The sequence below is a fragment of the Variovorax sp. PBL-H6 genome (assembly GCF_901827155.1).
GTDB lineage: Bacteria > Pseudomonadota > Gammaproteobacteria > Burkholderiales > Burkholderiaceae_C > Variovorax.
The window spans coordinates 5,744,240-5,769,456 of record NZ_LR594659.1; the positions used below are offsets into that span (position 1 = coordinate 5,744,240).

A 25,217-nucleotide genomic window follows, 5' to 3' on the forward strand; every position below is an offset into this window, starting at 1 on the left:
CCTCAGCGCCGCTCGACGATCATCGGCGCCAGCTGCATCCCGTTGCGCACCTGCTCGGCCATCTCGAGCGCCTGGTCGCGCGAGGCGTAAGGCCCGGCCTGGAGCCGGTAGGTGCCGCGCTCCGCGAATACGTTGAGGGCGCCCGCCAATGCGGGCAGGCTATGCGCCACTTGCTGCTGGAAGCGCTCCACGCCGTCGCGCTGGCTGAAGGCGCCCAGCTGAACCCAGAAACCCGAGTTCGGCGCGATCGGCAGCGATTCGGAGCGGCCCGGAGCGGGAGCCGCCTCGGACCAGGTTTCAGGCAGGGGCGGAAGCGCGTCCAGCTCGCGCACTTCAGCGCGCGGCCTGGCGACCACCGGCGAGGTCAACGCAATGGGAACGGCGAGCGCATCGGCAGCGCTCGCGGTGGTGGGAGCCGAGCCAGGCGCCCCCGGCGCCGGGGCCGGCACCGCCTGCGCCAGCGCAGTGTCCCCGCGCCGCCAGGTGCCGGCACGGATGTCCGCATTGGTGATGCGCTCGATCTCCACCGGCGCCACCCCGCGCAACAGGTCGAGCTTGTAGGCCGCGGTGTAGCTCAGGTCGATGATGCGATCGTCGTGGAAGGGCCCGCGGTCGTTCACCCGCACGATCACCTCGCGCCCGTTGGCCGGGTTGCGCACCCGCACGTAGCTGGGCAGCGGCAAGGTCTTGTGAGCGGCCGTCATCGCATACATGTCGTATGGCTCGCCGCTGGCGGTGGATTGCGCATGGAACTTGCGGCCGTACCAGGAGGCAAGGCCGGTCTCGCGCCACGGCCGGTCGTCGGTGATCGGCGCGTAGGAGCGGCCCAGCACGACATAAGGCTTGCTGGTGCCGCCGCCGCGGATCGCTTCCACGCGTGGCTCGGCGTCGGGCACCTGGCCGAGGCTGGAGGGCGGGTTGGCGTCGGGACCGTCGCGGCCGATGCCGGAGCCGCCGCGCGGCCCGCTGGCGCAACCGGCCAGCAGCAGCACCAGCGCCGCGCCTGCCGCCAGCGCGACGGCGCGTGCATTCGGGGGCCTAGCCAAACACCGCCTTCCATAGCGCAAGCATGGCTGCGCGCTCGGCCGCCAGCGCGCTCATCGGCACCTGCGTCGGCTCCTCGTTGAGCCGCGCCCGGTGCTGCACGCGGCGCAGCTCGCGATAGGCCGCGGCGGCGTTGCGGCCGATTCCCGCGGGCAGCAGCCCGGCCTCCTCGGCCCGGATCAGCAGCGCGATGTTGCCCACGTTCGGGATCAGCTCGGGATGTGCCTTCGATTCCGAAAGCACCAGGAACTGGACCGCGAACTCGGCATCCACCATGCCGCCGGGGCTGTGCTTGACATCGAAGCGATCGGCCTTGACCGGCCGCGCGGCGCGCACCTTCTCGCGCATCGCGACGATCTCGGCCTTGAGGGCTGCACGGTCGCGCGGCGCCGCGATCACGGCCTCTCGGATGCGGTCGAAGCGATCGCAAAGCGAGCAGTCGCCGTTGGTGTCGGATTCGTCGGGCCCCGAAGCCATGTCCAGGAAACGCGCGCGCGTCATGGCCTGGTGCTCCCAGGTCCAGGCGGTGTTGCTGCCGCGCCCCAGCTGGTATTTCTCGTAGGCGTCGAAGCTGGTGGTGAGCAGGCCCGAGTTGCCGTTGGGTCGCAGCGCGGTGTCGATCTCGAACAGGTCGCCCTCGCGGGTCTGGACGGTCAACCAGTTGATCAGCTTGCGCACGTAGGCTGCATAGACCTCGCCGGCGCGCTCGTCGTCGTCGTCGTAGACGAAGACGATGTCCAGGTCGCTCCCGTAGCCGAGCTCCTTGCCGCCCAGTTTTCCGTAGCCGATGATGGCGAAGCGCGGCGTCTCGCGGTGCGGGTTGCGCACCTGCGGCCAGCACCAGCGGGCGGTCACGCGCAGCACCGTGTCGGCCAGCGCGCTCAGGTCGTCTGCCACCTGCTCCACCGTGATGCGGCCTTCGACATCGCGCGCCAGCGTGCGGAACAGCTCGGCGTGGTGCGCATGGCGCAGGAGGTTGAGCAGTCGCTCCTCGTCGGCCTCGCCGGTCTGGCGCAGAGACAGGTGGCGCGCTTCCAGCTCGCGCTCGAACTCGGCCGCCGAGAAGCGGCCCGCCAGCATTTCATGGCTCGCGAGCTCGTCGATCACGCCCGGGTGCTGCATCAGGTAGCGCGCCGGCCAGCGCGCCGAGCCCAGCAAACGCAGCAGCCGCTCCTGCACCGCCGGCCGCTCGACCAGCAATGCGATGTAGTTCTCGCGGCGCATGAGCGGCTCGATCCAGTCGGCCCAGCGCAATGCACCGTCGATGTGACGGGCGATCTGGCCCGAGCCCTCCCCGTCCGGCTCCCGCAGCCACTGCCCGGTGCGCTGCACCAGCTGGCGCAGGCGCGCGCGGGTCTCGTCGCGCAGCGCCTGCACGCGCGGGCTGTCGCGCCATGCCTGGATGCGCTCGGCAAAGGGCGCAGGCAACTCGTCGACAAGGTCGCCCAGGTCGGCCGGCACGGCGCCGGCCGACCCGCCGTTGCACCGCTTGCAGGGTTCCTTATTGCCGCCCAGCAGCTTGTCGAACTCCTGTGCCACGAACTCGCGATGGGCATCGAGCTGCGCCAGGAAGGGGCAGCAGCCCTCGTATCCCAGCGTGCGCGCGATCCAGCGCAGGTCTTCGTCCTGCACCGGCAGTACATGCGTCTGCTGGTCGTCCAGGTACTGGATGCGGTGCTCCACGCGGCGCAGGAACTCGTAGGCCGTGGCCAGCGCGTCGGCCGTTTCCTGCGGCATCAGGTTGGCGCGCGCCAGGCGCTGCAGCGCATCGAGCGTGGGCCGCGTGCGCAGCTCGGGGAACTGGCCCCCGCGCACCACCTGCAGCAGCTGCACGATGAATTCGATCTCGCGAATGCCGCCGCGCGAGAGCTTGACGTCGTTGGCGCGCTCGGGGCGCCCGGCGCTGCGGCGCGCGGCCTGCTCGCGGATCTGCCGGTGCAGCGTGCGCAGCGAATCGAACACGCTGTAGTCCAGGTAGCGCCGGAAGACGAAGGGCAACACCACACCCCGAAGGGCCTGGGCCGAACCGTCCTCGATCACGCCGCGCGGCGCCACCACCCGGCTCTTGAGCCAGGCAAAGCGCTCCCATTCGCGCCCCTGGACCTGGAAATACTCCTCCAGCGCATCCAGCGAGACCACGCTCGGTCCCGAGTTGCCGTTGGGCCGCAGCGCAAGGTCGACGCGGAACACGAAGCCGTGCTCGGTGGTGTCGCCCACCAGCGCATAGATGCGCTTGACGGCGCGCGCAAAGAACTCCTGGTTCGCCAGCCGCGCGCGCCCCTGCGCGTCGCCCGTGGTTTCGCCGTCGTGGTCGTAGAGATAGATCAGGTCGATGTCGCTCGACACGTTGAGCTCGCGCGCGCCGAGCTTGCCCATGCCCACCACCCAGAGCTGGGCGCGCTGGCCGTCGGGGCCGAGCGGTGTGCCGTGCGTGGCCCCGAGCTCGGTGCAGGCTTCGCGGCAGGCGATGTCGAGGGCGAACTCCGCGAGCTCGGTGACCGCGATCGTGACCACCGCCAGCGCTGCATGATGTTCGCAGTCGAGGGTGATGAGCCGCTCCATCACGAGCTGCCGCACGATGCGCAAGGCATCGGCCACGCCGTCTCCTCGCTCGCGCAGCGCGGCGTAGGCCTGGGCCATCGCGGCACGCCGCGGTTCGCCGGCCGGCAGCAGTGCCAGCTCGCCGGCGTACCGGCGGCGCAGGCGCTGCACGAAGCGCGACGAGGCCGCGAGCGGCGCCTGCGGCGTTTCCGCAGCGCGGGCTTCGGCATCTGTCTGGGCGGAACCGGGTGGGAGGCTCGCAGTCATAATTCCTGTCACAGCGCAACCCTCAATGAACGACACGACGTCTTCCCCTTCACGTCTGCTCAAGATCACCGCTGTGGCGGCACGCTGGTTGTTGGGTTTGCTGGTCGCTGCATGGCTGCTGATTGCGCTGTCAGTGCTAGTCCTACACGCATGGATTGTGCCGCGAATCGGCGAGTACCGTGGCGCGCTGGAAGCCCAGGCCAGCAAGGCCATCGGAGTACCGGTGCGCATCGGCTCGATCACCGCCAAGGGCGGGTCCCTGTTCCCCAGCTTCGAGTTGCGCGAGGTCGTGCTGCACGATCCACAACAGCAGGAGGCCCTGCGTCTGGCGCGCGTGGTGGCCAGCGTTTCGCCGCGCTCGCTGTGGCGCCTGAACTTCGAGCAGCTTTACATCGAAGGGCCCGAGCTGGAGGTGCGCCGCGACGTGGCCGGCAAGCTGCACGTCGCCGGCCTCAGCATGGGCACCGACACCACCGGCGAGAGCCGCGGGGCCGACTGGTTCTTCGCGCAGCGCGAGTTCATCATCCAGGGCGGCATCGTGCGCTGGACCGACGAGAGCCGCGGCGCGCCGTCGCTCCTGCTGTCCGATGTGCAGTTCATCGCCCGCAACGGTCCACGCAGCCACACCCTGCGGCTCGATGCCACGCCACCTCCCGGCTGGGGCGAGCGCTTCACCCTGCGCGGCGCATTCCGCCAGCCCCTGCTGTCGGTGCGCAGCGGCAACTGGCAGAGCTGGGACGGCGTGGCCTACGCCGAGCTGCCGCGCATCGATATCCGGCAGCTCGGCCAGTATGTGACGCTCGATGCACGCATCCGCGAAGGCGATGGCGCACTGCGGATCTGGGCCGATGTCGACGACGGCCAGATCGCCGGCGGCACGGTCGACCTGGCGCTGCTGCGCGTGGACGCCTCGTTGGGCAAGTCGCTCGAGCCGCTGATCCTGAGCGACGTCACCGGCCGGCTGGCCGGGCGCATGACACAGGAGATCCAGGAGTTCTCCACCACCGACCTGCAGTTCCAGACATCCGACGGCATGCGCTGGCCGGGCGGCAACCTCTGGTTCCAGCACTTGCCCGAAAAGGGCCGGGTCGCCGAGCGCGGCGCGCTGCGCGCGGACCGGCTCGACCTCGCGGCGCTGGCCATGATCGCCGACCGGCTGCCCTTGGACGACAACAGCCGCAGGATCATCGATGGCCTGCTGCCGCGCGGCCTCGTCGAACGCATCGATGCCAGCTGGCAAGGCCCGCTCGGCACGCCGGACAAGTACCAGGCGCGGGGCCGCGTCAGCGGCTTCGGCGTCGCCTCGCGGCCCGCCGAGACCGGCACCATGCCTGCGGCTGCGGCGGTTCCCGCGCCGCGCGCCTCCCCCCAGCCTGCAGCGGCGAACGCCGCAGCGTCGCCGCCGGCTGGTGCGCCCGGCATCCGCGGCGCCACCATCGATTTCGATGCCACCCAGGCCGGCGGCAGCGCCGCATTGAGCATCGCCAACGGCGCGCTCGACTTCCCGGGTGTATTCGAAGACTCTGTGATCGCAGTCGAACAGCTGTCCGCCCAGCTCGTGTGGAGGTTCGACGGCGACAAGTCCCAGCTCCAGGTCTCGGGCCTGAGGTTCGCCAACGCCGATGCAGAGGGCGAGGCGCAGGCCAGCTGGCGCACCAGCGATCCCGCCAGCTCCAGCAGCCGATCGCGCTTCCCGGGCGTGCTCGATCTTCAGGGCAAGCTCACCCGCGCCGACGGCACCCGCGTCTATCGCTACCTGCCCCAGCACATCCCGAAGGAAACCCGGGACTACGTGCGCGACTCAGTGCAGAAGGGCACCGCCAGCATCGTGGACTTCAAAGTGAAGGGCGACTTGAACGACATGCCCTTCAAGGACCCGAAGCAAGGCGAGTTCCGCATCGCCGCGCGGGTGGGGGACGTGCAATACGCCTACGCGCCGCCCGTGGCCGGCTCGGCGAAGAACTGGCCCGCCCTGACGGGCTTGAGCGGCGAGCTCGTGTTCGAGCGCGCCGGCATGCAGGTACGCAACGCCCGCGGGCGCCTCGCAGGCGCACCGGGCATCGAAGTGATCAAGGCCGAGGCTCAGATCCCCGACATGGGCCACCACACTGTGCTGCTCAAGGTCGATGCCCAGGCCAAGGGCCCGCTGGCGGAGCTGCTGCGCGCCGGATCGCCGCTGGCCGGCGAGGCCGCGCCGACCCTCGCGCGTGCCCGCGCCACCGGGAGCGCCGACTACCGGCTGCGCCTGGAGCTGCCACTCGGTGCCATGGACAAGACCAAGGTGCAGGCGAGCATCGCCCTCGCAGACAACGACGTCCAGATCCAGCCGGAAGTCCCGACCCTGGGCCAGGTCCGCGGCACGCTGAACTTCACCGAGGCCGGCTTCTCGCTGGCCGGCGTGCAGGCGCGCGCACTCGGCGGCGCCCTGCGCATCGAAGGCGCGGGCCGCTGGGGCACCGCGCCGGAGCTGAACCTGCGCGCCCAGGGCACTGCGAGCGCCGAGGGCATGCGTGCAGCGCGCGAGGTGGACTGGCTGGCGCGCCTGGCCCGTCAAACCACCGGCAGCGCGCCCTACGCGGCCACGTTCTCGATGCACGACGGCGCCTCCGAGTTCTCGCTGGCCAGCAGCCTGCAGGGCCTGGGGCTGCAACTGCCCGCACCGCTGGCCAAGCCGCCGGAGGACGCGATGCCGCTCACGATCGAGAAGAAGATCGTGCAGCGCGAGGCCCGCGCCGGCGGCACCCCGCCGCTTCAGGACCGGTTCTCGGTCGAGCTGGCCCGCGTCGGCTCGGCGTCTTACGTGCGCGACATCTCCGGCACCGAGGCCCGGGTGCTGCGCGGCGGCATCGGAGTTGGCCTCGCCCCGGGCGAATCCGCGACCCCGCCGGAGCACGGCGTGCTCGCCAACATCCAGCTCGCGCGCGTCGACGTGCCGGCCTGGCAGGCCTTGTTCGGCGAGTCCACCGGCAAGCCCGCCGAGGCCACCGACAGCGGTGAAGACGCCTCGGCCTACCTGCCCACCATCCTTGCGCTGCGCGCGCAGGAGCTAACCGTTGGCGGGCGCACCCTGCACAACGTGGTGCTCGGCGGCACCCGCGTGGGCGCGCTCTGGCACGCCAACATCGATGCCACCGAGCTCAGCGGCTACGCCGAGTACCGCAGCGCGCAGGCGGGACGCCTTTACGCGCGGCTGGCGCGCATGAAGATCGCGCCCGGCTCTGCCAACGCGGTCGAGTCGCTGCTGGACGAGCAGCCAAGCACGCTGCCCGCGCTGGACATCGTGGTCGACGACTTCGAGCTGCTCGGCCGGCGCCTGGGCCGTGCCGAGATCGATGCCGTCAACCGCGGCGGTGCCGGGCGCGAGTGGCGGCTCAACAAGCTGGCATTCACGACACCGGAAGCGAGCTTCAGCGCGCAGGGCGCATGGGCTGCAGCGCCGCCCGGAAGCGGCACCCGCGGGCCTGGCGAGCCGCGCCGCACCACCATGGACTTCAAGCTCGACATCGCCGACGCAGGCGGCCTGCTCGGCCGCTTCGGCATGAAGGACGTGGTGCGCGCCGGCCGCGGCCGGCTCGAGGGCCAGGTGCACTGGAGCGGCTCGCCCTTCGCGCTCGACTACCCCAGCCTCGGCGGGCAGCTGAAGATCGACGTCGAGTCCGGCCAGTTCCTCAAGGCCGAACCGGGCATCGCCAAGCTGCTCGGCGTGTTGAGCCTGCAGGCGCTGCCGCGGCGCCTCACGCTCGATTTCCGCGACGTGTTCAGCCAGGGCTTCAGCTTCGATTTCCTGCGCGGCGACGCCCGCATCGACCAGGGCGTGGCCAGCACCAACAACCTGCAGATGAAGGGCGTGAATGCGGCGGTGCTGATGGACGGCTCGGCCGACATTGCACATGAGACGCAGAGCCTGCGCGTGGTCGTGGTGCCCGAGATCAACGCCGGTACCGCCGCGCTGGTCGCGACCGCGATCAACCCCGCGATCGGGCTCGGAACCTTCCTGGCCCAGATGGTGTTGAGCCGTCCGCTCATCGCCGCCACCACGCAGCAGTTCCAGATCGACGGCACCTGGGCCGATCCCAAGATCACCAAGATACCGAGGCGCCTGCTGCCCGAAGCGGCGGGCGCGCCAGCGGCGCCGCCGCTACGCTGACCACGCCGAAACTTGCACAAAGAGAAAACGGAGCGCCCATGAAAGTCGCCGCCATCCAGATGGTCTCGGCCATCGCACGCGAGGCCAACCTCGCCCGCGCCCATGCATTGCTGGGAGAAGCCGCCGCCGCCGGCGCAGAGCTGGCCGTGCTGCCCGAGTACTTCTGCATGATGGGCGCACGCGACACCGACAAGCTGGGCCTGCGCGAGACCGCCGGCGCCGGCACGGTGCAGGGCTTCCTGGCCGACGCCGCCCGCGAGTTCGGGCTGTGGATCGTAGGCGGCACGCTGCCGCTGGAGACCGGCGACGAGCACCACGTGTTCAACAGCTCCCTGGCCTATTCGCCCGATGGCGAGCGCGTGGCGCGCTACGACAAGATCCACCTCTTTTTCTACGACAACGGGCGCGAGCGCTACGACGAGCGCCGCGTGATCGCGCCCGGCACCGAGCCGGTCTGCTTCGATCTGCCCTCGCGCGATGGCCACCGCTGGCGCATCGGCATGAGCGTGTGCTACGACCTGCGCTTTCCCGAGCTCTACCGCGCGCTCGCGGCGCGGGGCGCCGAGCTGCTGCTGGCGCCCAGCGCCTTCACCCACACCACCGGCTCGGCCCACTGGGAGGTGCTCCTGCGCGCGCGCGCCATCGAGAACCTCTGCTGGGTCGTCGCACCGGCCCAGGGCGGCACGCACGAGAACGGCCGCCGGACCTGGGGCCAGTCGATGGTGGTGGACCCCTGGGGTGCGGTGGTCGCGCAGCGCGCGGTCGAGGAGGGCGTCGTGAGCTTCGAACTCGACGCCCGCCAGGTCGAGCAAGCGCGCACGCAGTTGCCGGCCCTCTCGCATCGCGTGCTCTGAAGCCTGACGCCGGTGTCTTCGACCACGCTGCCCATCGCAAGAACGCTCCGGGGGGCTTTCTCGGGCCTTCGTTCGCTGCGCTCGTTGCACTCGCTGTGGCAGCGCTGGTTCCTGTGGCTGATCCTCGCGGTGCTGGTCGTCGCGCTGCTGGCCACTGTGGTGTGGCTCGCCGGCCGGCACGAGGTCGAGCAGGTGCAGAACGCCCTCGACCGCGACACCGCCGATGCCGTCTCTGACCTGCGCAGCGGCCTGCAGCGCAATGCCCAGAGCCTGCGCGCCTCGCAGGTCAACGGCATGGACCGCGAGCACTGGCCCATCGAGGCCGCGGCGCTGCTGCGCGAGCATCGCGAGTGGCTGCGGCTCGAATGGCGCGATGCCGCGCTGCGCCCGCTGGCAGCGGTCGACACGCCCTATCGCCGGCGCTTGTTCGACGAGGCGAACCGCGGCTCCGACCAGTCCGACGTCGCGCTGGCCTGCGCCGCCGCGCGCAAGGCGGGCGCGCCGGCCTACTCGCCGAGCCACTACGTGCCCTTCGCGCCCAGCGGCGGCCTCGAGGTGATGGAGCTGTGCCTGCCGGCCGATGGCGGCGGCTTCCTGGTGGCCGCGTATTCGTTGCGCGACACGCTGATCGAACTGGTCGCACCCACGCTCACGCGCGGCCAGGAGGTCGCCTTCACCGAGCCTGACGGCACGCGCCTGGTGGCGGTGGGCGCGGCGCGGCGCGTGGGTACGCGTGTCTTCACCGCGCAGCAGCTCGTCGACCTGCCCGGCAATGCGCTGATGTTGCGCGTGGACGGCTGGCGCGCCGCGCCCGACCTCTTCCCCAATCTGCTGACCGGCCTCGTCACCGCCATCTCGATCGCGCTGGTTTCGGTGCTGGTGCTGCTGGCGCGCGACACGCGGCGGCGGCTGCGCGCCGAGCACGACCTGGCCGATGCGCTGGCCTTCCGCAAGGCCATGGAGGACTCGGTCATCACCGGCCTGCGTGCGCGCGACCTGCAGGGCCGCATCACCTACGTGAACCCCGCCTTCTGCGAGATGGTGGGCTTCAGCGCCGAAGAACTGATGGACCACTCGAGCGGCGACGTGCCCTACTGGCCGACGGAGCTGGCGCAGGAATACCGCCAGCGCCAGGCCCATCGCATGGCGGGCGGCGTGCCGCCGCGCGAGGGCTTCGAGTCGGTCTTCATGCACAAGGACGGCCGGCGCTTCCCGGTGTTGATCTTCGAGGCGCCGCTGATCAACGCGCACGGCACGCAGACCGGCTGGATGAGCGCCTTCATCGACGTCAGCGAGCAGCGGCGCATCGAGGAGCTCTCGCGCGCCAGCCAGGAGCGGCTCCAGGCCAGCGCGCGGCTCGCGACCGTGGGCGAGATGGCCTCCCTGCTGAGCCACGAGCTCACCCAGCCGCTCGCAGCCATTGCCAGCTATGCCAGCGGCTCGCTCAATCTGCTGCGCAGCGCCGGCGCGTCTTCCGGCAGCGATCACGGCGAGGTTGCGATGGCCGTGCGCCGCATCGCCGAGCAGGCCGACCGCGCCGGCCAGGTGATCCGCAGCGTGCACGACTTCGTGCGCCGGCGCGACCGCGTCCGCGAGGCAGTCGCGCCGCATGCCCTGATCGATGCCGTGCTGCCGCTCGTGCGCCTGCAGGCGCGCAAGCTTGGCGTGCGCGTCGACGTGCACTACGAGGAGCGCCTGCCGCGCGTGCTGTGCGACCGCACGCTGGTCGAGCAGGTGCTGCTGAATTTGGCGCGCAACGCGATGCAGGCGATGGACCTGCCCGAGCTCAGCGAGCGCGTGCTGCACCTGCGCGTCGCACGCGCCCGGGCCGTGGGCGAAAGCGGCGACGGTCCCGACAAGGCGGACGTGCGCCGCTGGGTCGAATTCTCGGTGGCCGACCGCGGCGCCGGCATCAGCGAAGAGGTCGCGGCGCGGCTCTTCACGCCCTTCTTCACCACGCGCCCCGACGGCATGGGGCTCGGCCTGAGCCTGTGCCGCACGGTGGTCGAGCAGCACGGCGGCGCGCTGGCATTCGAACCGCAGCGGCCGCGCGGCACCGTGTTCCGGTTCACGCTGCCGGCGGCCTGACACTCTCCCGCAATCCCCCTATTCCCTGATGCAACCCTTGATCGATGCCTTGATCTTCATCGTCGACGACGACGCCAGCGTGCGCGAGGCGCTCGCCTGGCTGCTGCGCTCGCGGCGGCTGGTGAGCGAGCAATACGCAAGCGCCGAGGACTTCGAGCTGCGCCTGGCCGAGGGCCCGTTGGCCGATCAGCCGCACTGCCTGCTATTGGACGTGCGCATGCCCGGCATGAGCGGACTGGCGTTGTTCGACCGGTTGGCGGAGCGCGGCCTGCTCGAGGTGATGCCGGTGATCTTCCTGACCGGCCATGCCGACGTGCCCACCGCCGTCGACGCGGTAAAGCGCGGCGCCTTCGACTTCTGCGAGAAGCCCTTCTCCGACAACGCGCTGGTCGACCGCATCGAGCATGCGCTCGGCACCTCGCTGCGCGCCGTCGAAGCACAGCGCGCGCGCCAGCTGCTGCTGCATCGGGTCGAGGAGCTAACCGAGCGCGAGCGCGATGTGATGCGGCGCGTTGTCGAGGGCCTGCCGAACAAGCTGATTGCGGATCAGCTCTCGATCAGCGTGCGGACGGTGGAGGTGCACCGGGCGCGGGTGTTCGAGAAGATGGAAGTGAAGTCGGCGGTGGAACTGGCGAATCTGCTGAGGGACATTTGAAGGCATACGGCTGCCGTCACGGCGCCACTCTGACGCGCCCCGACCCATCGAATCACGCAAGCTGCAGCCTCCGTCGAATTAAGAATCAGGGCTGCGCTGGAGGTGTGGCTTGTCCGACAGTGCCGAACCAAGCCCCTTTCGATCTCAGCCCTGCGGGCGCTCGCCCACGTAGATCTCCACCCGGCGGTTCTGCGCTCGCCCCGCATCGCTGCTGTTGTCTGCAATGGGCTCGCGCGAGCCGCGGCCCTCGATGCGGAAGGCCTGCTGCGGCACGCCGCGCGAGATCAGGTAGTCGCGCGTGCTCGCCGCGCGCTCCACCGACAGCGGGTTGTTGATGGCGTCGGTGCCGGTGCTGTCGGTGTGGCCGATGATTCGCACCTCGGCATTGGGATTGTTGCGCAGGCCGTTGGCGAACTGGTTGAGGATGGGTACGAAGTTGGGCTTGATCGTGGAGCGGCCCGTGTCGAAGGAGACATCGCTCGGGATCGCGAGCTTGAGCTCGTTGTTGGGCGTCTGGGTGACTGCGATGCCGGTGCCCTGCGTGGCAGCCTGCATCTCGCGCTTCTGCGATTCCATGCGCTGCGACCAGAGATAGCCGCCGAGCGCGCCAGCGGCGGCGCCGACCGCCGCGCCGGTGCCGATCGCGCGGCTGTTGCCACCGGTCGCAGAGCCGATGACGGCGCCGCCGAGTGCGCCGACACCGGCACCGATGCCGGTGTTGCGTTGGGTGTCGTTCATGCCGGCGCAGCCGGACAGGACGATCGCGGTGGCGGTGGTGGCGAGGACGAATTTCTTCATGTAGACCCTTCAGTCAGTGAAACAGGGCGGTCCATTATGGTGAGCCGCCCGAAGGCGGCTCGTCGGACGGAGGCGCTTTTTCTTCCTCGTCCCCTTCATGCAGTTCGCCGCCCTTGCGGCCAGAGAACATCGTCCACCACACCATCAGCACCAGCAGGATTCCGGCGCCGAGCGCTTCGAGCAAAATCAAACCCATGAAAAGAGGACTCCAGTGGCTGGTCGGGCTCGCGATCGTAGCAACGCTGGCCGGCTGCTCCGTCGGCACCCTGAAACCCGAGGCACCTGTCGCGACGGCCCCGTCGAGCGCGCCGCCCCCGCGCGACCTGGGCCCGCTGACCGGTTCGCTCACGCATCCCAAGAGCCGCTGGGTGCCGGTGCCCTGGTCCGAGCTGCCCGGCTTCGAGGACGATGCGCTGCACGAAGGCTGGAGCGCGATGATCGCCAACTGCGCCCGCCCGAACGCCGCCTTCGCGCCACTGTGCCGCGAGGTGCGCCAGCTGGCGCTGGCCGAGACCGAGGAGCAGCGCCAGTGGCTGCGCGAGCGCCTGCAGCCCTACCGCGTGGAGCCGCTCTCGGGTCCCGGCGAAGGCAAGCTCACGAGCTACTACGAGCCTGTGTTCGAGGCCTCGCGCCGGCCGACTGCCCAGCACACCGTGCCGCTCTACCAAGCCCCTGCCGGCCTGGTGGCGCGCCGCCCTTGGTTCACGCGCCAGGAGATCGACACGCTGCCGCAAGCGCAGGCCGCATTGCGCGGTCGCGAGATCGCGTGGCTGGCCGACCCGATCGACGTGCTGATGCTGCACATCCAGGGCTCGGGCCGGTTGCGCATCACCGAGGCCGACGGCTCGCAGCGCACCGTGCGCGTGGCCTTCTCGGCGACCAACGAGCAGCCATATCGCAGCGTGCAGCAATGGCTGCAGAGCCAGGGCGCGACCAAGGTCAGCCTGTGGCCCGACGACACCAAGCAGTGGGTGGCGCAGAACCCGCAGCGCCTGTCGCAGCTGTTGTGGAGCAATCCGCGCTACGTCTTCTTCCGCGAGGAGCCGCTGGCAGACATCGACGCCGCCACCGGTCCGGTCGGCGCGCAAGGAGTGCCGCTCACGGCCGGCCGCTCGATCGCGGTCGACCGCGACAGCATTCCCTACGGCACGCCCGTCTGGCTGGCTTCGCCGGGGCCGGCCGTGCCACTGGCCCGGCTGGTGGTGGCGCAGGACACGGGCAGCGCCATCGTGGGCGCGCTGCGCGCCGACTACTTCGCCGGGACCGGGCCGGAAGCGGGGCGGCTGGCGGCACGCGTGAATCAGCCACTCCGCTTGTGGGTGTTGTGGCCCAAATGACCGGGTGAAGGGGCATGATCCCTGCCAGGGCAGACAGGGAGCGCCATGAACCTTCACAGCTTCTGGATCATCCTCGCGGGCGTTTTGCTGAATTCAGCCGCGCAGCTGATGCTCAAGGCCGGTGCGCGCACGCTGGGCACCGTCGCGATGGGCAACAGCGCCTCGCTTTCGGCCGCAGCATGGAGCGCCGCCACGCAGCCCTGGATCGTGCTGGGGCTGGTCTGCTACTTCATCAGCGCCGGGCTGTGGATCCTCGCGCTGACACGGGTGGACGTGACGGTGGCGTATCCCATGCTGTCCATGGGCTACGTCATTGCGGCCCTGCTCGCATGGCAGCTCTTCGGCGAATCGCTGAACGCCTCGCGCGTGCTCGGCATTGCCATCATCCTTGTCGGCGTGGTCGTGTTGAGCCGAGGATGACGCCATGTGCCCGCTCTACGTGGACCTGGACGGCACGTTGATCGCCACCGATTCGCTGCACGAATCCCTGCTGCAATTGACGCGCGTCTCGCCGGCTTCGCTGCTGTGGCTTCCGCTGTGGCTCTTGCGCGGGAAGGCCGCGCTCAAGCAGGAGGTGGCGAGCCGCGCCGCCATCGACGTGCAGACGCTCCCGTACCGGCCGGAGGTGCTCGAGCTGGTGCGCAGCGCCCGCGCCGCGGGCCGCCGCACCGTGCTGGCCACCGCCAGCGACGAGCGGATCGCGCGCGCCGTCGCCGCGCACCTGGGACTGTTCGACGCGGTGCTCGCCTCCGACGGCGAGCACAACCTGCGCGGCGCGGGCAAGCGCGCCGCCATCGAGGCCGATGCCGGCGGCCGCGGCTTCAGCTACGCCGGCAACGGCCATGTGGATCTCGCGGTGTGGGGCGGGGCCGATACCGCGGTGGTGGTCAGCCGTTCCGAGTCGTTGGCGCGCCGGGTGGCCGGGCTGACCACGATCGAGGCGCGGATCGTCCCGCCACGCATCCCGCTCAAGGGCTATCTGTACGGCGTGCGGCTGCATCAGTGGCTCAAGAACGTGCTGATCTTCCTGCCGCTGATGCCCGTGCTGCACGAGCTCACCCAGCCGATCGTGCTGCACGCCGTGCTGGCCTTCGTGGCCTTCGGGCTGATGGCTTCGGGCATCTACGTGCTCAACGATCTCGTCGACCTCGAGTCGGACCGGCGGCATCACCGGAAGCGCCTGCGGCCCTTCGCCTCCGGCGAGATCACGGCGCTCCATGGGCTGGCGCTGGCGGGGCTGCTGTGCGCTGCCGCGCTGGCGCTGTCGCTCGCGCTGCTTCCGGCGGCCTTCGTGAGCGTCCTGCTGCTCTACATGGCACTGACCAGCGCCTACTCGCTGTTCCTCAAGCGCCGCGCGGTGGTCGACGTGTTCGCGCTGGCCGGGCTCTACACCCTCCGCGTGGCGGCGGGGACCGCGGCGACCGGGCTGCCGCTGTCGTTCTGGATCCTGTCCTTCTCGATGTTCATCTTCCTGAGCCTGGCACTGGCCAAGCGCTACGTCGAGCTGTCCGGCTCGCCGCCCGACGCGCAGCGCATGAAGCGCGACCGCGGCTACCAGCCCGGGGACGGGAACTTCGTGCTGTGCACCGGCGTGGCGGCCGGCCAGATGTCGGTGCTGCTGCTCAGCCTGTACCTGCACGACCAGGAAATGCTGGCGCGCTATGACCATCCGGAATACCTCTGGGTGCTGATTCCCCTTTTCCTGTTCTGGACCCTGCGCGTGTGGCTGAAGGCAGTCCGCGGCGCCTTGCACGATGACCCGGTCGTCTTTGCCGCGCGCGATTGGGTCAGCCGCCTTGCGGTCGTCATTGCCGCCCTTGCGCTGTGGGCGGCGGACTAGTGCCCAAGCGCGCGCTGGCCTGCGATGCCCTCGTTGCCGCAGGGCTGGCGCTCGCGGCCCTGCTGCTGCTGGCAACGCTCGCCCACCAACTGCCGCCCGCACTCTTCGAGCGAGAGACCGGCCTCGACGCCTGGTTCCAGTCCGACATCCCGCGCGTGCTGGCCAACATGGTGGACGCGGGCAGCAACCACTACCGCACCAAGGTCCACCCGATCGCGTCGATCCTCATCCATCCGATGGTGACGGGCCTGCGTGCGCTGTGGCCCGGCACCGACCTCCAGGCCGCCATGCGCTTCGCCTACCTGGTGGCCGCGCTGTGGGTGCTCTCCTTCTACGCCTTGTGCCGCGTGCTCGGCGGCGGGCGTGTCGTGGCGGCCTGCTTCTCCCTGCTGGCCATTGGCAGCGCCGCCTTCCAGTTCTGGTTCTCGGTGCCGGAGACCTACGGCCTCGGATCGCTGACCTTGCTGTGGGTGCTGCTGGTCGCGGCGCTCGCGGCGCACCAGCCCGTGGGCGACCGGCTGCTGCTGGCCGCCAGCATCGCCAGCCTTGCGATCACGGTGACGAACTGGGTCGCGGGGCTGGCGCTCGCGCTGGTCCAGCGGCCCTGGCGACGCGCGCTCGCGATCAGCGCGGCCGCCTTCATGGCCGTCGCGGCCATCGCGGTGGCGCAGCGTTTTCTCTACCGCTTTGCCAAGTTCTTCTTCCTCGGCAGCAGGGAAGAGGCGGACTACGTCAACCTGGAGCGCTCCGGCACCGTGCTGGACAAACTCGCCGCAATGTTCTGGCATCCGATCAGCCTGCCCGAGGTGCTGAGCGTGCCTTCCGTCCCGCCCGGGCTCGACTGGGTGACGGTGCAGCTGAGCGCACCGGCTTCGGGGGGCTGGGCCGGCGTCTCGGCGCTCGTCCTGTGGAGCCTGCTGCTCGCGGCCGGCGCCGTCGGCCTGCTTCGTGCCGAGCGTTGGCGCCGCTTCGCCGCGGTGCTCGGGCTCACGCTGGGTGCGCAGGTGCTGCTGCACCTCGTGTATGGCGACGAGACCTTCCTGTATGCCGCGCATTTCCTGCCGCTGCTGATGGCGGTCGCGGTGTGCGCCACGCACGTCCTGCCGCATGCGCTGGCCGCGGCGATGGCGCTCGCGGCTGCGGGTCTCGCGGCCTTCCACAACGCGGCCATGTACGAGGACGCGGTTCGGCTGCTGCAGCACGCGCGCTGAGCGGCGACCACAACGTCGACGCCGGCTGGCAGGGGCGCCGGAGCCGCGCCTGACTTCGTGGCGTCATATTGAACTTTTAGCGTATCGGGGCTACGCAACAACCGTTTCCCCACTGAAAGATTCGCGCATGACCGCCAAGACCTGCCATGACGTCCTCTCCATCGACCCCGACGACATCGGCCACAACACGAGCTCCAACCCGTCCTTCACCGATTTGCTCGCGTCCCGCCTGAGCCGTCGCCACCTGTTCGGCCTCGGCGTCGGCACTGCCGGCACCGCCCTCCTGCAGGCCTGCGGCGGCGGCGGCGGCCACGGCTTTCCGGTGTTGCCGCCCGCACCGGCCCCTGCGCCCGCTCCCGCTCCTGCACCTGCACCGGCCCCGGCGCCCGCTGCACCCAAGCTCGGCTTCACCGCCGTCTCCAAGAGCCTGGCCGACATCGTCACGGTCCCGGCGGGCTATACCGCCACGGTGCTGTACCGCCTCGGCGACCCGATCGCGGCCGGCGTGCCCGCCTACGCGAACGACGGCACGGATGCGCCCACCACCTTCGACCGCCGCGCCGGAGACCACCACGACGGCATGACCTTCTTCGGCATGGACGCTTCGGACAAGTGGGCCCCGTCCAGCGCCACGCGCGGCCTGCTGACGATGAACCACGAAGCCATCACGCCGCTCTTCCTGCACCCGGCCGGCCAGACCACCACGGGCACCGGCAACGCGCAGGTGCGCACCGTGGCCGACGAAGTGCTGCGCGAGTTCTACCTGCACGGCGTGAGCGTGATCGAGGTCAACAAGGGCGCGAGCGCCTGGAGCTACAAGCAGGACTCCGCCTTCAATCGCCGTGTCCACACGCTGACCGAGATGAGCTTCTCCGGCCCCGCGGCCAAGACCGGCCACCTGGCAACGAAGTTCTCCCCCGACGGCAGCAAGACCCGCGGCACGCTCAACAACTGCGCCAACGGCACCACGCCCTGGGGCACCTACCTGACCTGCGAGGAAAACTGGGCCGGCTATTTCCGTCGCATCGCCGCCACCGACAACCCGAGCCGCACCGCCAGGGAAATCGCCAGCTTCAACCGCTACGGCGTTGCCGGCACCGGGCGAGAACTGTGGGCCACCCCCACGCCCGACACCGCCGACAACCTCTACGGCCGCTGGAATGCGCAGGTCACCGGCGCCACGGCCGCGGACGACTATCGCAACGGCGCCAACACCTATGGGTGGGTGGTGGAGATCGATCCCTTCGCGCCCGGCAGCACGCCAAAGAAGCGCACCGCGCTCGGCCGCATGGGCCACGAAGGCGCATGCCTCGGTCCGGTGGTCGTCGGCAAGCCCCTCGTCTGGTACATGGGCGACGATTCGCGCAACGAGTACATCTACAAGTTCGTCTCGACGAAGAACTGGGACGCGGCCGATGTCGATGGCGGCCTGGCCGCCGGCGACAAGTACATGGACGACGGCCGGCTTTACGTCGCCAAGTTCAACGCCGATGGCACCGGCGCCTGGCTGGAGCTCAAGCTCGGCATCAACGGCATCACCTCGAGCAACACCGCCTACGCCTTCACCGACGCGGCCGACGTGGTGATCAATGCGCGCCTCGCGGCCGATGCGGCCGGCGCCACCAGGATGGACCGCCCCGAGTGGACAGCCGTCAATCCGAAAACCGGCGACGTCTACGTCACGCTCACCAACACCAACGCCGCCTCGCGCCCGATCACGGCCACCGACGGTGCCAACCCGCGCTTCTACAACGACCCGAAGGGCGCCGCCGCCACCGCGCAGACCGGCAACCCCAACGGCCACATCGTGCGTTTCGCCGATGACAACGGCGACCCGGCGGCCCTGAGCTTCAAGTGGGACGTGTACCTGTTCGGCGCTCGCGCAGTCGCATCTGCCGACATCAACCTCTCGGGCCTGGTTGCCGACAACGACTTCTCCAGCCCCGACGGCATGTGGTTCAGCCAGGCCACGGGCGGGCTGCTGTGGCTGGAGACCGACGACGGTGCCTACACCGACGTCACCAACTGCATGCTGCTCGCCGCCGTTCCAGGCAAGGTCGGCGACGGCGCCGCCAGGACCATCACCAACGTCGACGGCGCCACCACGCGGCAGCAGGCGACCTTCGTCGGCAAGGCGCCGGGCACCGAAGGCCTGCGCCGCTTCCTGGTGGGCCCGAAGGACTGCGAAATCACCGGCATCGCCGAGTCGGGCGACGGCCGCGCGCTGTTCGTCAACATCCAGCATCCGGGCGAGACCACGCCCGCGGCCAGCATCACCACGCCGGCGCAGTTCGGCAGCCACTGGCCGGACGGCGGCAACGCGCGCCCGCGCTCGGCCACGGTGGTGATCACCAAGGACGACGGCGGAATCGTCGGACTGTGATCAGGACGGCGCCGCCGGCAACGGCAGCGCCGTCTTGTAGCGCACCTGCTTGAGCGCAAAGCTCGAGCGGATCTTCTCGATGCCCTCGATGGGCGTGAGCTGCTCGAGGATGAACCTTTCGAGCGCCGCGATGTCGGCCACGGCGACCCGGATCAGGTAGTCGCTGTCGCCGGTCATCAGGTAGCACTCCATCACCTCCTCGTGCTCGGCGATGCGCTGCTCGAAGTCGGCCAGCGACTGCTTGCTTTGCGTGCGCAGGCTGATCGAAATGAAGACATTCAACCCGAGGCCCAGCGCCGCCGCGCTCGCCAGCGCCACGTAGCGCTGGATCACGCCCGCCGCCTCCAAGGCCTTCACCCGCGAAAGACAGGGCGAGGGCGACAGGTGCACGCGGCGCGCGAGCGCCACGTTGGACAGCGCGCCGTCGCGCTGCAGTTCGTCGACGATGCGCAGATCGATCGCGTCCAGTTTCATGAAATGCCTTGAATCCGAGGTGTTGCGGCATCTTATGCCGCAACAACTTCATGAATTCGGCCCAAACGGCAGCTCATTCCATGAATGACGGCCTAAAGTGCGGTTCATGAATGCCCCGATTTCCAATGACCAGCTGCGTGCGCTGATCGACACGCCCCTGAACGACCCCGACCCGGCCGAGACCACGGAATGGCGAGAAGCCTTCGCCGCGCTGGCCGAGACGCATGGCCCCGAGCGCGCACGCTGGATGCTGGACGAGCTGGCGCGCATCGCCCGCACCCGGCGCATCGGATGGCAGCCCGAGCTGGCCACGCCTTACGTCAACACCATTGCGGTCGAGCAGCAGCCGGCGTTCACCGGGGACCTCGCGATCGAGGAGCGCCTGGCCTCGTTGATGCGCTGGAACGCGCTCGCGATGGTGGTGCGCGCCAACCAGGCCTATGGCGAGCTGGGCGGCCATATCGCGAGCTATGCCAGCGCGGCCGATTTGTTCGAGACGGGCTTCAATCACTTCTTCCATGCGCGAGACGGCTCGCACCGCGGCGACCTGGTGTTCTTCCAGCCGCACAGCGCGCCCGGCGTCTATGCGCGGGCCTATCTCGAAGGCAGGCTCACCGAGCAAGACCTCCAGCACTACCGCCAGGAACTCAGCGCGCCCGCCTTCGCAAGCGGCAGCGGCGCGCGCGGCCTCAGCAGCTACCCGCACCCGTACCTGATGCCGGACTTCTGGCAGTTCCCCACCGGCTCGATGGGCATCGGCCCCATCAGCTCGATCTACCACGCGCGCTTCATGCGCTATCTCACGCATCGCCATCTGCTCGATTGCGCAGGAAGAAAGGTCTGGGGCGTGTTCGGCGACGGCGAGATGGACGAGCCCGAATCGATGAGTGCGCTCACGCTGGCCGCGCGCGAGAAGCTCGACAACCTCGTGTGGGTCGTCAACTGCAACCTGCAGCGCCTGGACGGCCCGGTGCGCGGGAACGGCCGCATCATCGACGAGCTGGAGAAGCTCTTCGCCGGCGCCGGCTGGAACGTGATCAAGCTGGTCTGGGGCAGCGACTGGGACGGCCTGTTCGCGCGCGACACCGGCGGGGCGCTGGTGCGCGCCTTTGCCAACACGGTGGACGGCCAGATGCAGACCTTCGCCGCCAAGGATGGCCGCTACAACCGCGACACCTTCTTCGGCCAGAACGAGCAGCTGGCGCGCCTCGTCGAGGGCCTGACCGACGAGCAGATCGACCGACTCAAGCGCGGCGGCCACGACCTGGTGAAGATCCACGCCGCCTATGCCGCCGCGGCCGCGCACCGCGGCCAGCCCACCGTGATCCTGGCGCACACCAAGAAGGGCTACGGCATGGGCAGCGCCGGGCAGGGCAAGATGACCACGCACTCGCAGAAGAAGCTGGGCGAGACGGACCTCATCGAGTTCCGCAACCGCTTCAGCTTGCCGCTGACCGACGAGCAGGCCGCTCAAGCCGCCTTCTACAAGCCGGCGGAGGACAGCCCCGAGATGCGCTACCTGAAAGACAAGCGCGCCGCATTGGGCGGCAGCATGCCGCGGCGCGAGACCGCATGCGACCCGGTCGCCAAGCCCGACATCACCGCCTACGCACAGTTCGCAGTGGCCGCCGCGGGCAAGGAGATGAGCACCACGATGGCCTTCGTGCGCATGCTGGGCAGCCTGATGAAGGACGCGGCGCTGGGGCCGCGCATCGTGCCCATCGTGGCCGACGAGGCGCGCACCTTCGGCATGGCCAACCTGTTCAAGCAGGTCGGCATCTATTCAAGCGTGGGACAGCGCTACGCACCGGAGGACATCGGCTCGGTGCTCTCATATCGCGAGGCGACCGACGGCCAGATCCTCGAGGAAGGCATCAGCGAGGCGGGTGCCATCGCGAGCTGGACGGCCGCTGCCACCAGCTACAGCGTGCATGGGCTGGCGATGCTGCCCTTCTACATCTACTACTCGATGTTCGGCTTCCAGCGCGTGGGGGATCAGATCTGGGCTGCCGCCGACCAGCGCCCGCGCGGCTTCCTGCTGGGTGCCACCTCCGGCCGCACCACGCTGGGCGGCGAGGGCCTGCAGCACCAGGACGGCACCAGCCACCTGATCGCCGCCACCATCCCGAACTGCAAGGCCTACGACCCGGCCTTCGCGGGCGAGATGGCGGTGATCGTCGACGCAGGCGTGCGCGAGATGATGGTCGAGCAGAAGGACGCCTTCTACTACGTCACGCTGATGAACGAGAACTACGCCCAGCCTGACCTGCCGCCGGGCGTGGAAGCCGATGTGCTGCGCGGGTGCTATCGGTTCCGCGCCGCCGCGGGAGAAGGCCGCAAGGTCACCCTGCTGGGCTCCGGCGCGATCCTGACCGAAGTGCTCAAGGCTGCGCAGCTGCTGGCCGGCGATGGCATCCCTGCCGAGGTCTTCAGCATCACCAGCTGGAGCGAGCTGGCGCGCGACGGGCAGGCCTGCGAGGCGCGTGCGCTCGCGGGCGAGGCCCAGCCGGGCCAGCCCTTCATTGCGCAGCAGCTCGCGGGCGGCAGCGGGCCGGTGATTGCTGCCACGGACTACGTGCGCGCCGTGCCGGAAAGCATTCGCGCCTTCCTGCCGGAGGGCCGGCGCTACATCACACTGGGGACCGACGGCTTCGGACGCAGCGACACGCGTGCGGCGCTGCGCGGCTTCTTCGGCGTCGATGCCGCGAGCATCGCGCGGGCGGCGCGGCACGCGCTGCGTTGAGCTCCTGGCGCCCGCTGCGCGTTGCGGGGGAGCATGCTAGCCACGCTTTGACTTGGCCGCCGTCTTCGCGCGCGCAGCAGGCGTTTCGCCGAGCGGCGGAAACGGCGGCAGTGGCCGATACGCCACCTCCTTGGCCGCCGCAGCCTCCATCCCCAGCCCGCGCAGCACGCAGGTCGCCACCGCGCGACCGTGGTTCGGGGGTGCCAGTCCGAGGGCCACGCTGCGCATGGCCTGCGCGATGGTGCCGTTGATCACATCCATTGCCGCTGCCTCGTTGGGAATGCGGAAGGCCTTCTGCTTTACGCCCAGCCGCAGGTCGGCCAGCGCGTAGTGGCGGATCTGAAGCAGCAGCTCGGGCGCAGCGGCCGCCACGTCCAGCGTCATCAGCGCCCATTGCGGGCTCTGCTCGGCCAGCCAGATGTAGCGCTGGTTGCCGATCGCCATGCGCTGCGCGCCCTCCGCAATGCCCTGCTGGCTGTCGTCGATCCGGCGGCACAGCGTGTCGGCCAGCAGTAGCGCCACCGCGCGCGCCACCTCGTCCTTTGTCTTGAAATGGTTGTAGACCGTGCCGGTGGTCATGCCGGCCACGGCCGCCAGCTCCTGCATGGTCGCGGCGGCGAAGCCGCGCGCCGTGAATACCCGGATCGCCGCCTGCACCAGCTGGACCCGCGTTCGCTCCCGCTTGCCCAGACCCGGCTGCGGCCGCCATACGCTTTCGGCCAGGGCATCTGGCAAAAGTGGTATTGACGGAACTCCGAAATTCAAAGCATCATCCATTTTTAGACACACAAGCCATTTTTGCCTTAACCGTCCACGAAAGCGAGTTTGCCATGCCCCCCGATCTCCGCCTCGGCTATCTGGTCTTCGAAGCACGAAGGCCCGCGCGATGGGGGAGCTTCTGCCAGCACATGCTGGGCCTGCCGTCACCGCTGGCCAACGCCGACGGCAGCCTCGGCTGGCAGGTCGACGACGCCTCGCAGCGGCTGATCGTGCGGGAGGGTCCGGCCGACGACCTGGCGGCGCTGGGCTTCGAATGTGCCGACGAGGCCGCGCTGGAGCGCTTGCTCGCGCGCCTGCGGCAGGGCCGCGTCGCCGTCGAGGCGGCGGACGCCGCATCGCGCGAGGCCCGTCGCGTGCAGCGCCTGCATCACTGCACCGACCCGGCCGGCAACACCATCGAGCTGTTCACCGGCCTCGCCCCAGCCGCCCAGCCCTTTGCGTCTGCAGCCTTCCCGGCAGGCTTTCGCACCGGCGACCTCGGCCTCGGCCATGCGGTGCTCGTATCGAGCGAACTGGAGGCCATGGAAGCCTTCTACGCCCTGCTCGGCTTCGGCGTGACCGAGCGGCTCGCCACGCGCGTGGGCCCGATGGACATTCGCGGCGTGTTCATGCACTGCAACCAGCGCCACCACTCCATTGCGCTGTTCGACATGCCGCTCGCCAGGCGCATCCACCATTTCATGCTGCAGGCCGAGCGCCTCATCGACATCGGCATTGCCTTCGAGCGGGCGCAGCGCCACAAGGTGCCGCTGTCGCTGGCGCTGGGCCAGCATCCCGACCCGGACGGCACCTTCTCCTTCTACGGCGCCACGCCTTCGGGCTTCGACTTCGAGATCGGCGCCGGCACGCAGACCATCGACCCCGCGGGCTGGCAGCCCCAGCACACCGACGTGACCAGCGCCTGGGGCCACAAGCCAAGCCTGAGGCTGCAGCTGAGGATGGCCGCCGGCCTGATCGCGCGCAAGGTCTCCGGCGCGCCGCGCCGCGCAAAGGAGCTGGCATGACGACGACGGCCCGGCGTTGGCTCAAGCGCGGCGCGCTGGCGCTGCTCATCCTGATCGGGATCGCCGCCGCGGCGCTCTTCGCGGGCGACCGGCTCGCGCGCCAGAAGATGGAGCGCAAGGTGGATATCGCGGTCAAGGCCCTGCCCTATCGGGAGGATGCGGCGGCCGTCGAGCGCGGACGCTATCTCTTCGCCTCGCGCGGCTGCGTCGACTGCCACGGTGCCCAGGGCAGCGGCCACACGTTCCTCGACGACGGCAAGGGCATGCGCATTGCCGGCCCCAACATCAGCCCGGGCCCGGGCAGCGTGGTGGCCGGCTATGCGCCCGAGGATTGGGTGCGCAGCATTCGCCACGGGGTGAGCCGTGGTGGCCGTCCGCTGATGGTGATGCCCAGCGAGGACTACAACCGCTTCACCGACGACGACCTGGCCTCGCTGGTGGCCTACGTCCGCCAGCTCCCGCCCACGCCGGGCGGCGCCGCCGTGATCGACCTGCCGCTGCCCGTGCGCGCCTTCTACGGTTTCGGCCTCATGCACGATGCCGCCGCCAAGATCGATCACACGCTGCCACCTGCGCAGCCCGTGCCCGACGGCGTGAGCGCTGCGCATGGCGCTTACGTCGCCAACATGTGCCTCGGCTGCCATGGCGCCAAGCTCGCCGGCGGCAAGATCCCGGGCGCGCCGCCCGACTGGCCGCCCGCGGCGCGGCTCGCGGCCGGGGAAGACAGTGCCATGACGCGCTATGCCGATGCCGAGGCCTTCGCGCGCATGTTCAAGACCGGCAACCGGCCCGACGGCACGCCGATCAAGGTCATGCCTTTCGGGTCACTCGGGCAGATGAACGACACGGACGTTCGCGCGCTCTTTCTCTACCTGAAGGGCCTGCCGGCGGGCTGAGCGCATCCGCTCCCGCAGACGTTCTCATGCCGCTGACGAGCCCGGTCGTCGGCCGAGCCCAGCCCCTCCGGGCTCTCGCAGGTACTTGCCTCCGCCGCGGCAGTAGGCCCGTGATCGTGCGGAGCGCAATCCCCGGATTCACCGCTTGGCGAAGC

At 69.9% G+C, this 25,217-nt stretch carries 18 protein-coding genes; 12 read left to right on the forward strand and 6 right to left on the reverse strand.

Annotated elements, in window-relative coordinates:
- Window positions 1–2: 2 nt before the first annotated feature.
- The gene (locus tag G3W89_RS27070) at window positions 3–1,046 is read right to left on the reverse strand and encodes a septal ring lytic transglycosylase RlpA family protein (protein ID WP_162577039.1); all 1,044 of its coding nucleotides are present in this window, start codon (window positions 1,044–1,046) and stop codon (window positions 3–5) included.
- On the reverse strand, window positions 1,039–3,852 hold the full coding sequence (glnE, locus tag G3W89_RS27075) for a bifunctional [glutamate--ammonia ligase]-adenylyl-L-tyrosine phosphorylase/[glutamate--ammonia-ligase] adenylyltransferase (RefSeq protein WP_162577040.1): 2,814 nt from the start codon (window positions 3,850–3,852) through the stop codon (window positions 1,039–1,041). The genes G3W89_RS27070 and glnE overlap by 8 nt, the downstream gene beginning before the upstream one ends.
- A 25-nt stretch (window positions 3,853–3,877) precedes the next feature.
- Here glnE and G3W89_RS27080 point away from each other — a divergent pair, with 25 nt between their 5' ends.
- From G3W89_RS27080 to G3W89_RS27095, 4 genes are all read left to right on the forward strand, one after another.
- A complete protein-coding gene (locus G3W89_RS27080; protein WP_162577041.1) occupies window positions 3,878–7,999 on the forward strand; it encodes a YhdP family protein in 4,122 nt (1,373 codons plus the stop codon).
- A gap of 38 nt (window positions 8,000–8,037) precedes the next feature.
- Complete coding sequence (locus tag G3W89_RS27085) at window positions 8,038–8,853, forward strand: carbon-nitrogen hydrolase family protein (RefSeq protein ID WP_162577042.1); 816 nt, start codon at window positions 8,038–8,040, stop codon at window positions 8,851–8,853.
- A gap of 75 nt (window positions 8,854–8,928) precedes the next feature.
- On the forward strand, window positions 8,929–10,941 hold the full coding sequence (locus G3W89_RS27090) for a two-component system sensor histidine kinase NtrB (protein ID WP_232076872.1): 2,013 nt from the start codon (window positions 8,929–8,931) through the stop codon (window positions 10,939–10,941).
- A 28-nt stretch (window positions 10,942–10,969) separates the two neighbouring features.
- On the forward strand, window positions 10,970–11,596 hold the full coding sequence (locus G3W89_RS27095; RefSeq protein ID WP_162577043.1) for a response regulator transcription factor: 627 nt from the start codon (window positions 10,970–10,972) through the stop codon (window positions 11,594–11,596).
- 144 nt (window positions 11,597–11,740) lie between these two features.
- Here the strand turns inward: G3W89_RS27095 and G3W89_RS27100 are convergent, their stop codons facing one another.
- Complete coding sequence (locus tag G3W89_RS27100) at window positions 11,741–12,394, reverse strand: OmpA family protein (RefSeq protein WP_162577044.1); 654 nt, start codon at window positions 12,392–12,394, stop codon at window positions 11,741–11,743.
- A gap of 34 nt (window positions 12,395–12,428) precedes the next feature.
- Entirely contained in the window at window positions 12,429–12,590 is a 162-nt protein-coding gene (locus G3W89_RS33035; protein WP_174258294.1) for a hypothetical protein, read from the reverse strand.
- On the opposite strand from G3W89_RS33035, the gene mltA reads away from it, so the two are divergent.
- The 5 genes from mltA (at window position 12,589) to G3W89_RS27125 (ending at window position 19,165) form a co-directional block, all read left to right on the forward strand.
- Window positions 12,589–13,731: a murein transglycosylase A gene (gene mltA, locus G3W89_RS27105; protein WP_162577045.1), complete on the forward strand. Its 1,143-nt coding sequence runs from the start codon at window positions 12,589–12,591 to the stop codon at window positions 13,729–13,731. The two genes, G3W89_RS33035 and mltA, sit on opposite strands and share 2 nt — an antisense overlap.
- Before the next feature lie 45 nt (window positions 13,732–13,776).
- Entirely contained in the window at window positions 13,777–14,151 is a 375-nt protein-coding gene (locus G3W89_RS27110) for a DMT family transporter (protein ID WP_162577046.1), read from the forward strand.
- Between the two features lie 4 nt (window positions 14,152–14,155).
- Window positions 14,156–15,571: a UbiA family prenyltransferase gene (locus G3W89_RS27115; protein ID WP_162577047.1), complete on the forward strand. Its 1,416-nt coding sequence runs from the start codon at window positions 14,156–14,158 to the stop codon at window positions 15,569–15,571.
- Window positions 15,571–16,782, forward strand: a complete 1,212-nt coding sequence (locus G3W89_RS27120; RefSeq protein WP_162577048.1) for a hypothetical protein — start codon at window positions 15,571–15,573, stop codon at window positions 16,780–16,782. Before G3W89_RS27115 ends, G3W89_RS27120 begins: the two co-directional genes overlap by 1 nt.
- Before the next feature lie 127 nt (window positions 16,783–16,909).
- Entirely contained in the window at window positions 16,910–19,165 is a 2,256-nt protein-coding gene (locus G3W89_RS27125; RefSeq protein ID WP_162577049.1) for a PhoX family protein, read from the forward strand.
- Here G3W89_RS27125 and G3W89_RS27130 read toward each other — a convergent pair whose 3' ends face one another.
- A complete protein-coding gene (locus tag G3W89_RS27130; protein ID WP_162577050.1) occupies window positions 19,166–19,639 on the reverse strand; it encodes an Lrp/AsnC family transcriptional regulator in 474 nt (157 codons plus the stop codon). It lies immediately after the preceding gene.
- 106 nt (window positions 19,640–19,745) lie between these two features.
- Between G3W89_RS27130 and mdeB the strand changes: the two genes are divergently transcribed.
- Window positions 19,746–22,382 (forward strand): alpha-ketoglutarate dehydrogenase, encoded by a 2,637-nt coding sequence (gene mdeB / locus G3W89_RS27135; protein ID WP_162577051.1) that lies wholly within the window; start codon window positions 19,746–19,748, stop codon window positions 22,380–22,382.
- 36 nt (window positions 22,383–22,418) lie between these two features.
- On the opposite strand, the gene G3W89_RS27140 is transcribed toward mdeB, so the two are convergent.
- On the reverse strand, window positions 22,419–23,117 hold the full coding sequence (locus tag G3W89_RS27140; protein ID WP_162577052.1) for a TetR/AcrR family transcriptional regulator: 699 nt from the start codon (window positions 23,115–23,117) through the stop codon (window positions 22,419–22,421).
- 95 nt (window positions 23,118–23,212) lie between these two features.
- Between G3W89_RS27140 and G3W89_RS27145 the strand changes: the two genes are divergently transcribed.
- Together G3W89_RS27145 and G3W89_RS27150 are read left to right on the forward strand one after the other, a co-directional pair.
- Entirely contained in the window at window positions 23,213–24,166 is a 954-nt protein-coding gene (locus G3W89_RS27145; protein WP_162577053.1) for a VOC family protein, read from the forward strand.
- Window positions 24,163–25,062 (forward strand): c-type cytochrome, encoded by a 900-nt coding sequence (locus G3W89_RS27150; protein WP_162577054.1) that lies wholly within the window; start codon window positions 24,163–24,165, stop codon window positions 25,060–25,062. The genes G3W89_RS27145 and G3W89_RS27150 overlap by 4 nt, the downstream gene beginning before the upstream one ends.
- Window positions 25,063–25,217: the final 155 nt, after the last annotated feature.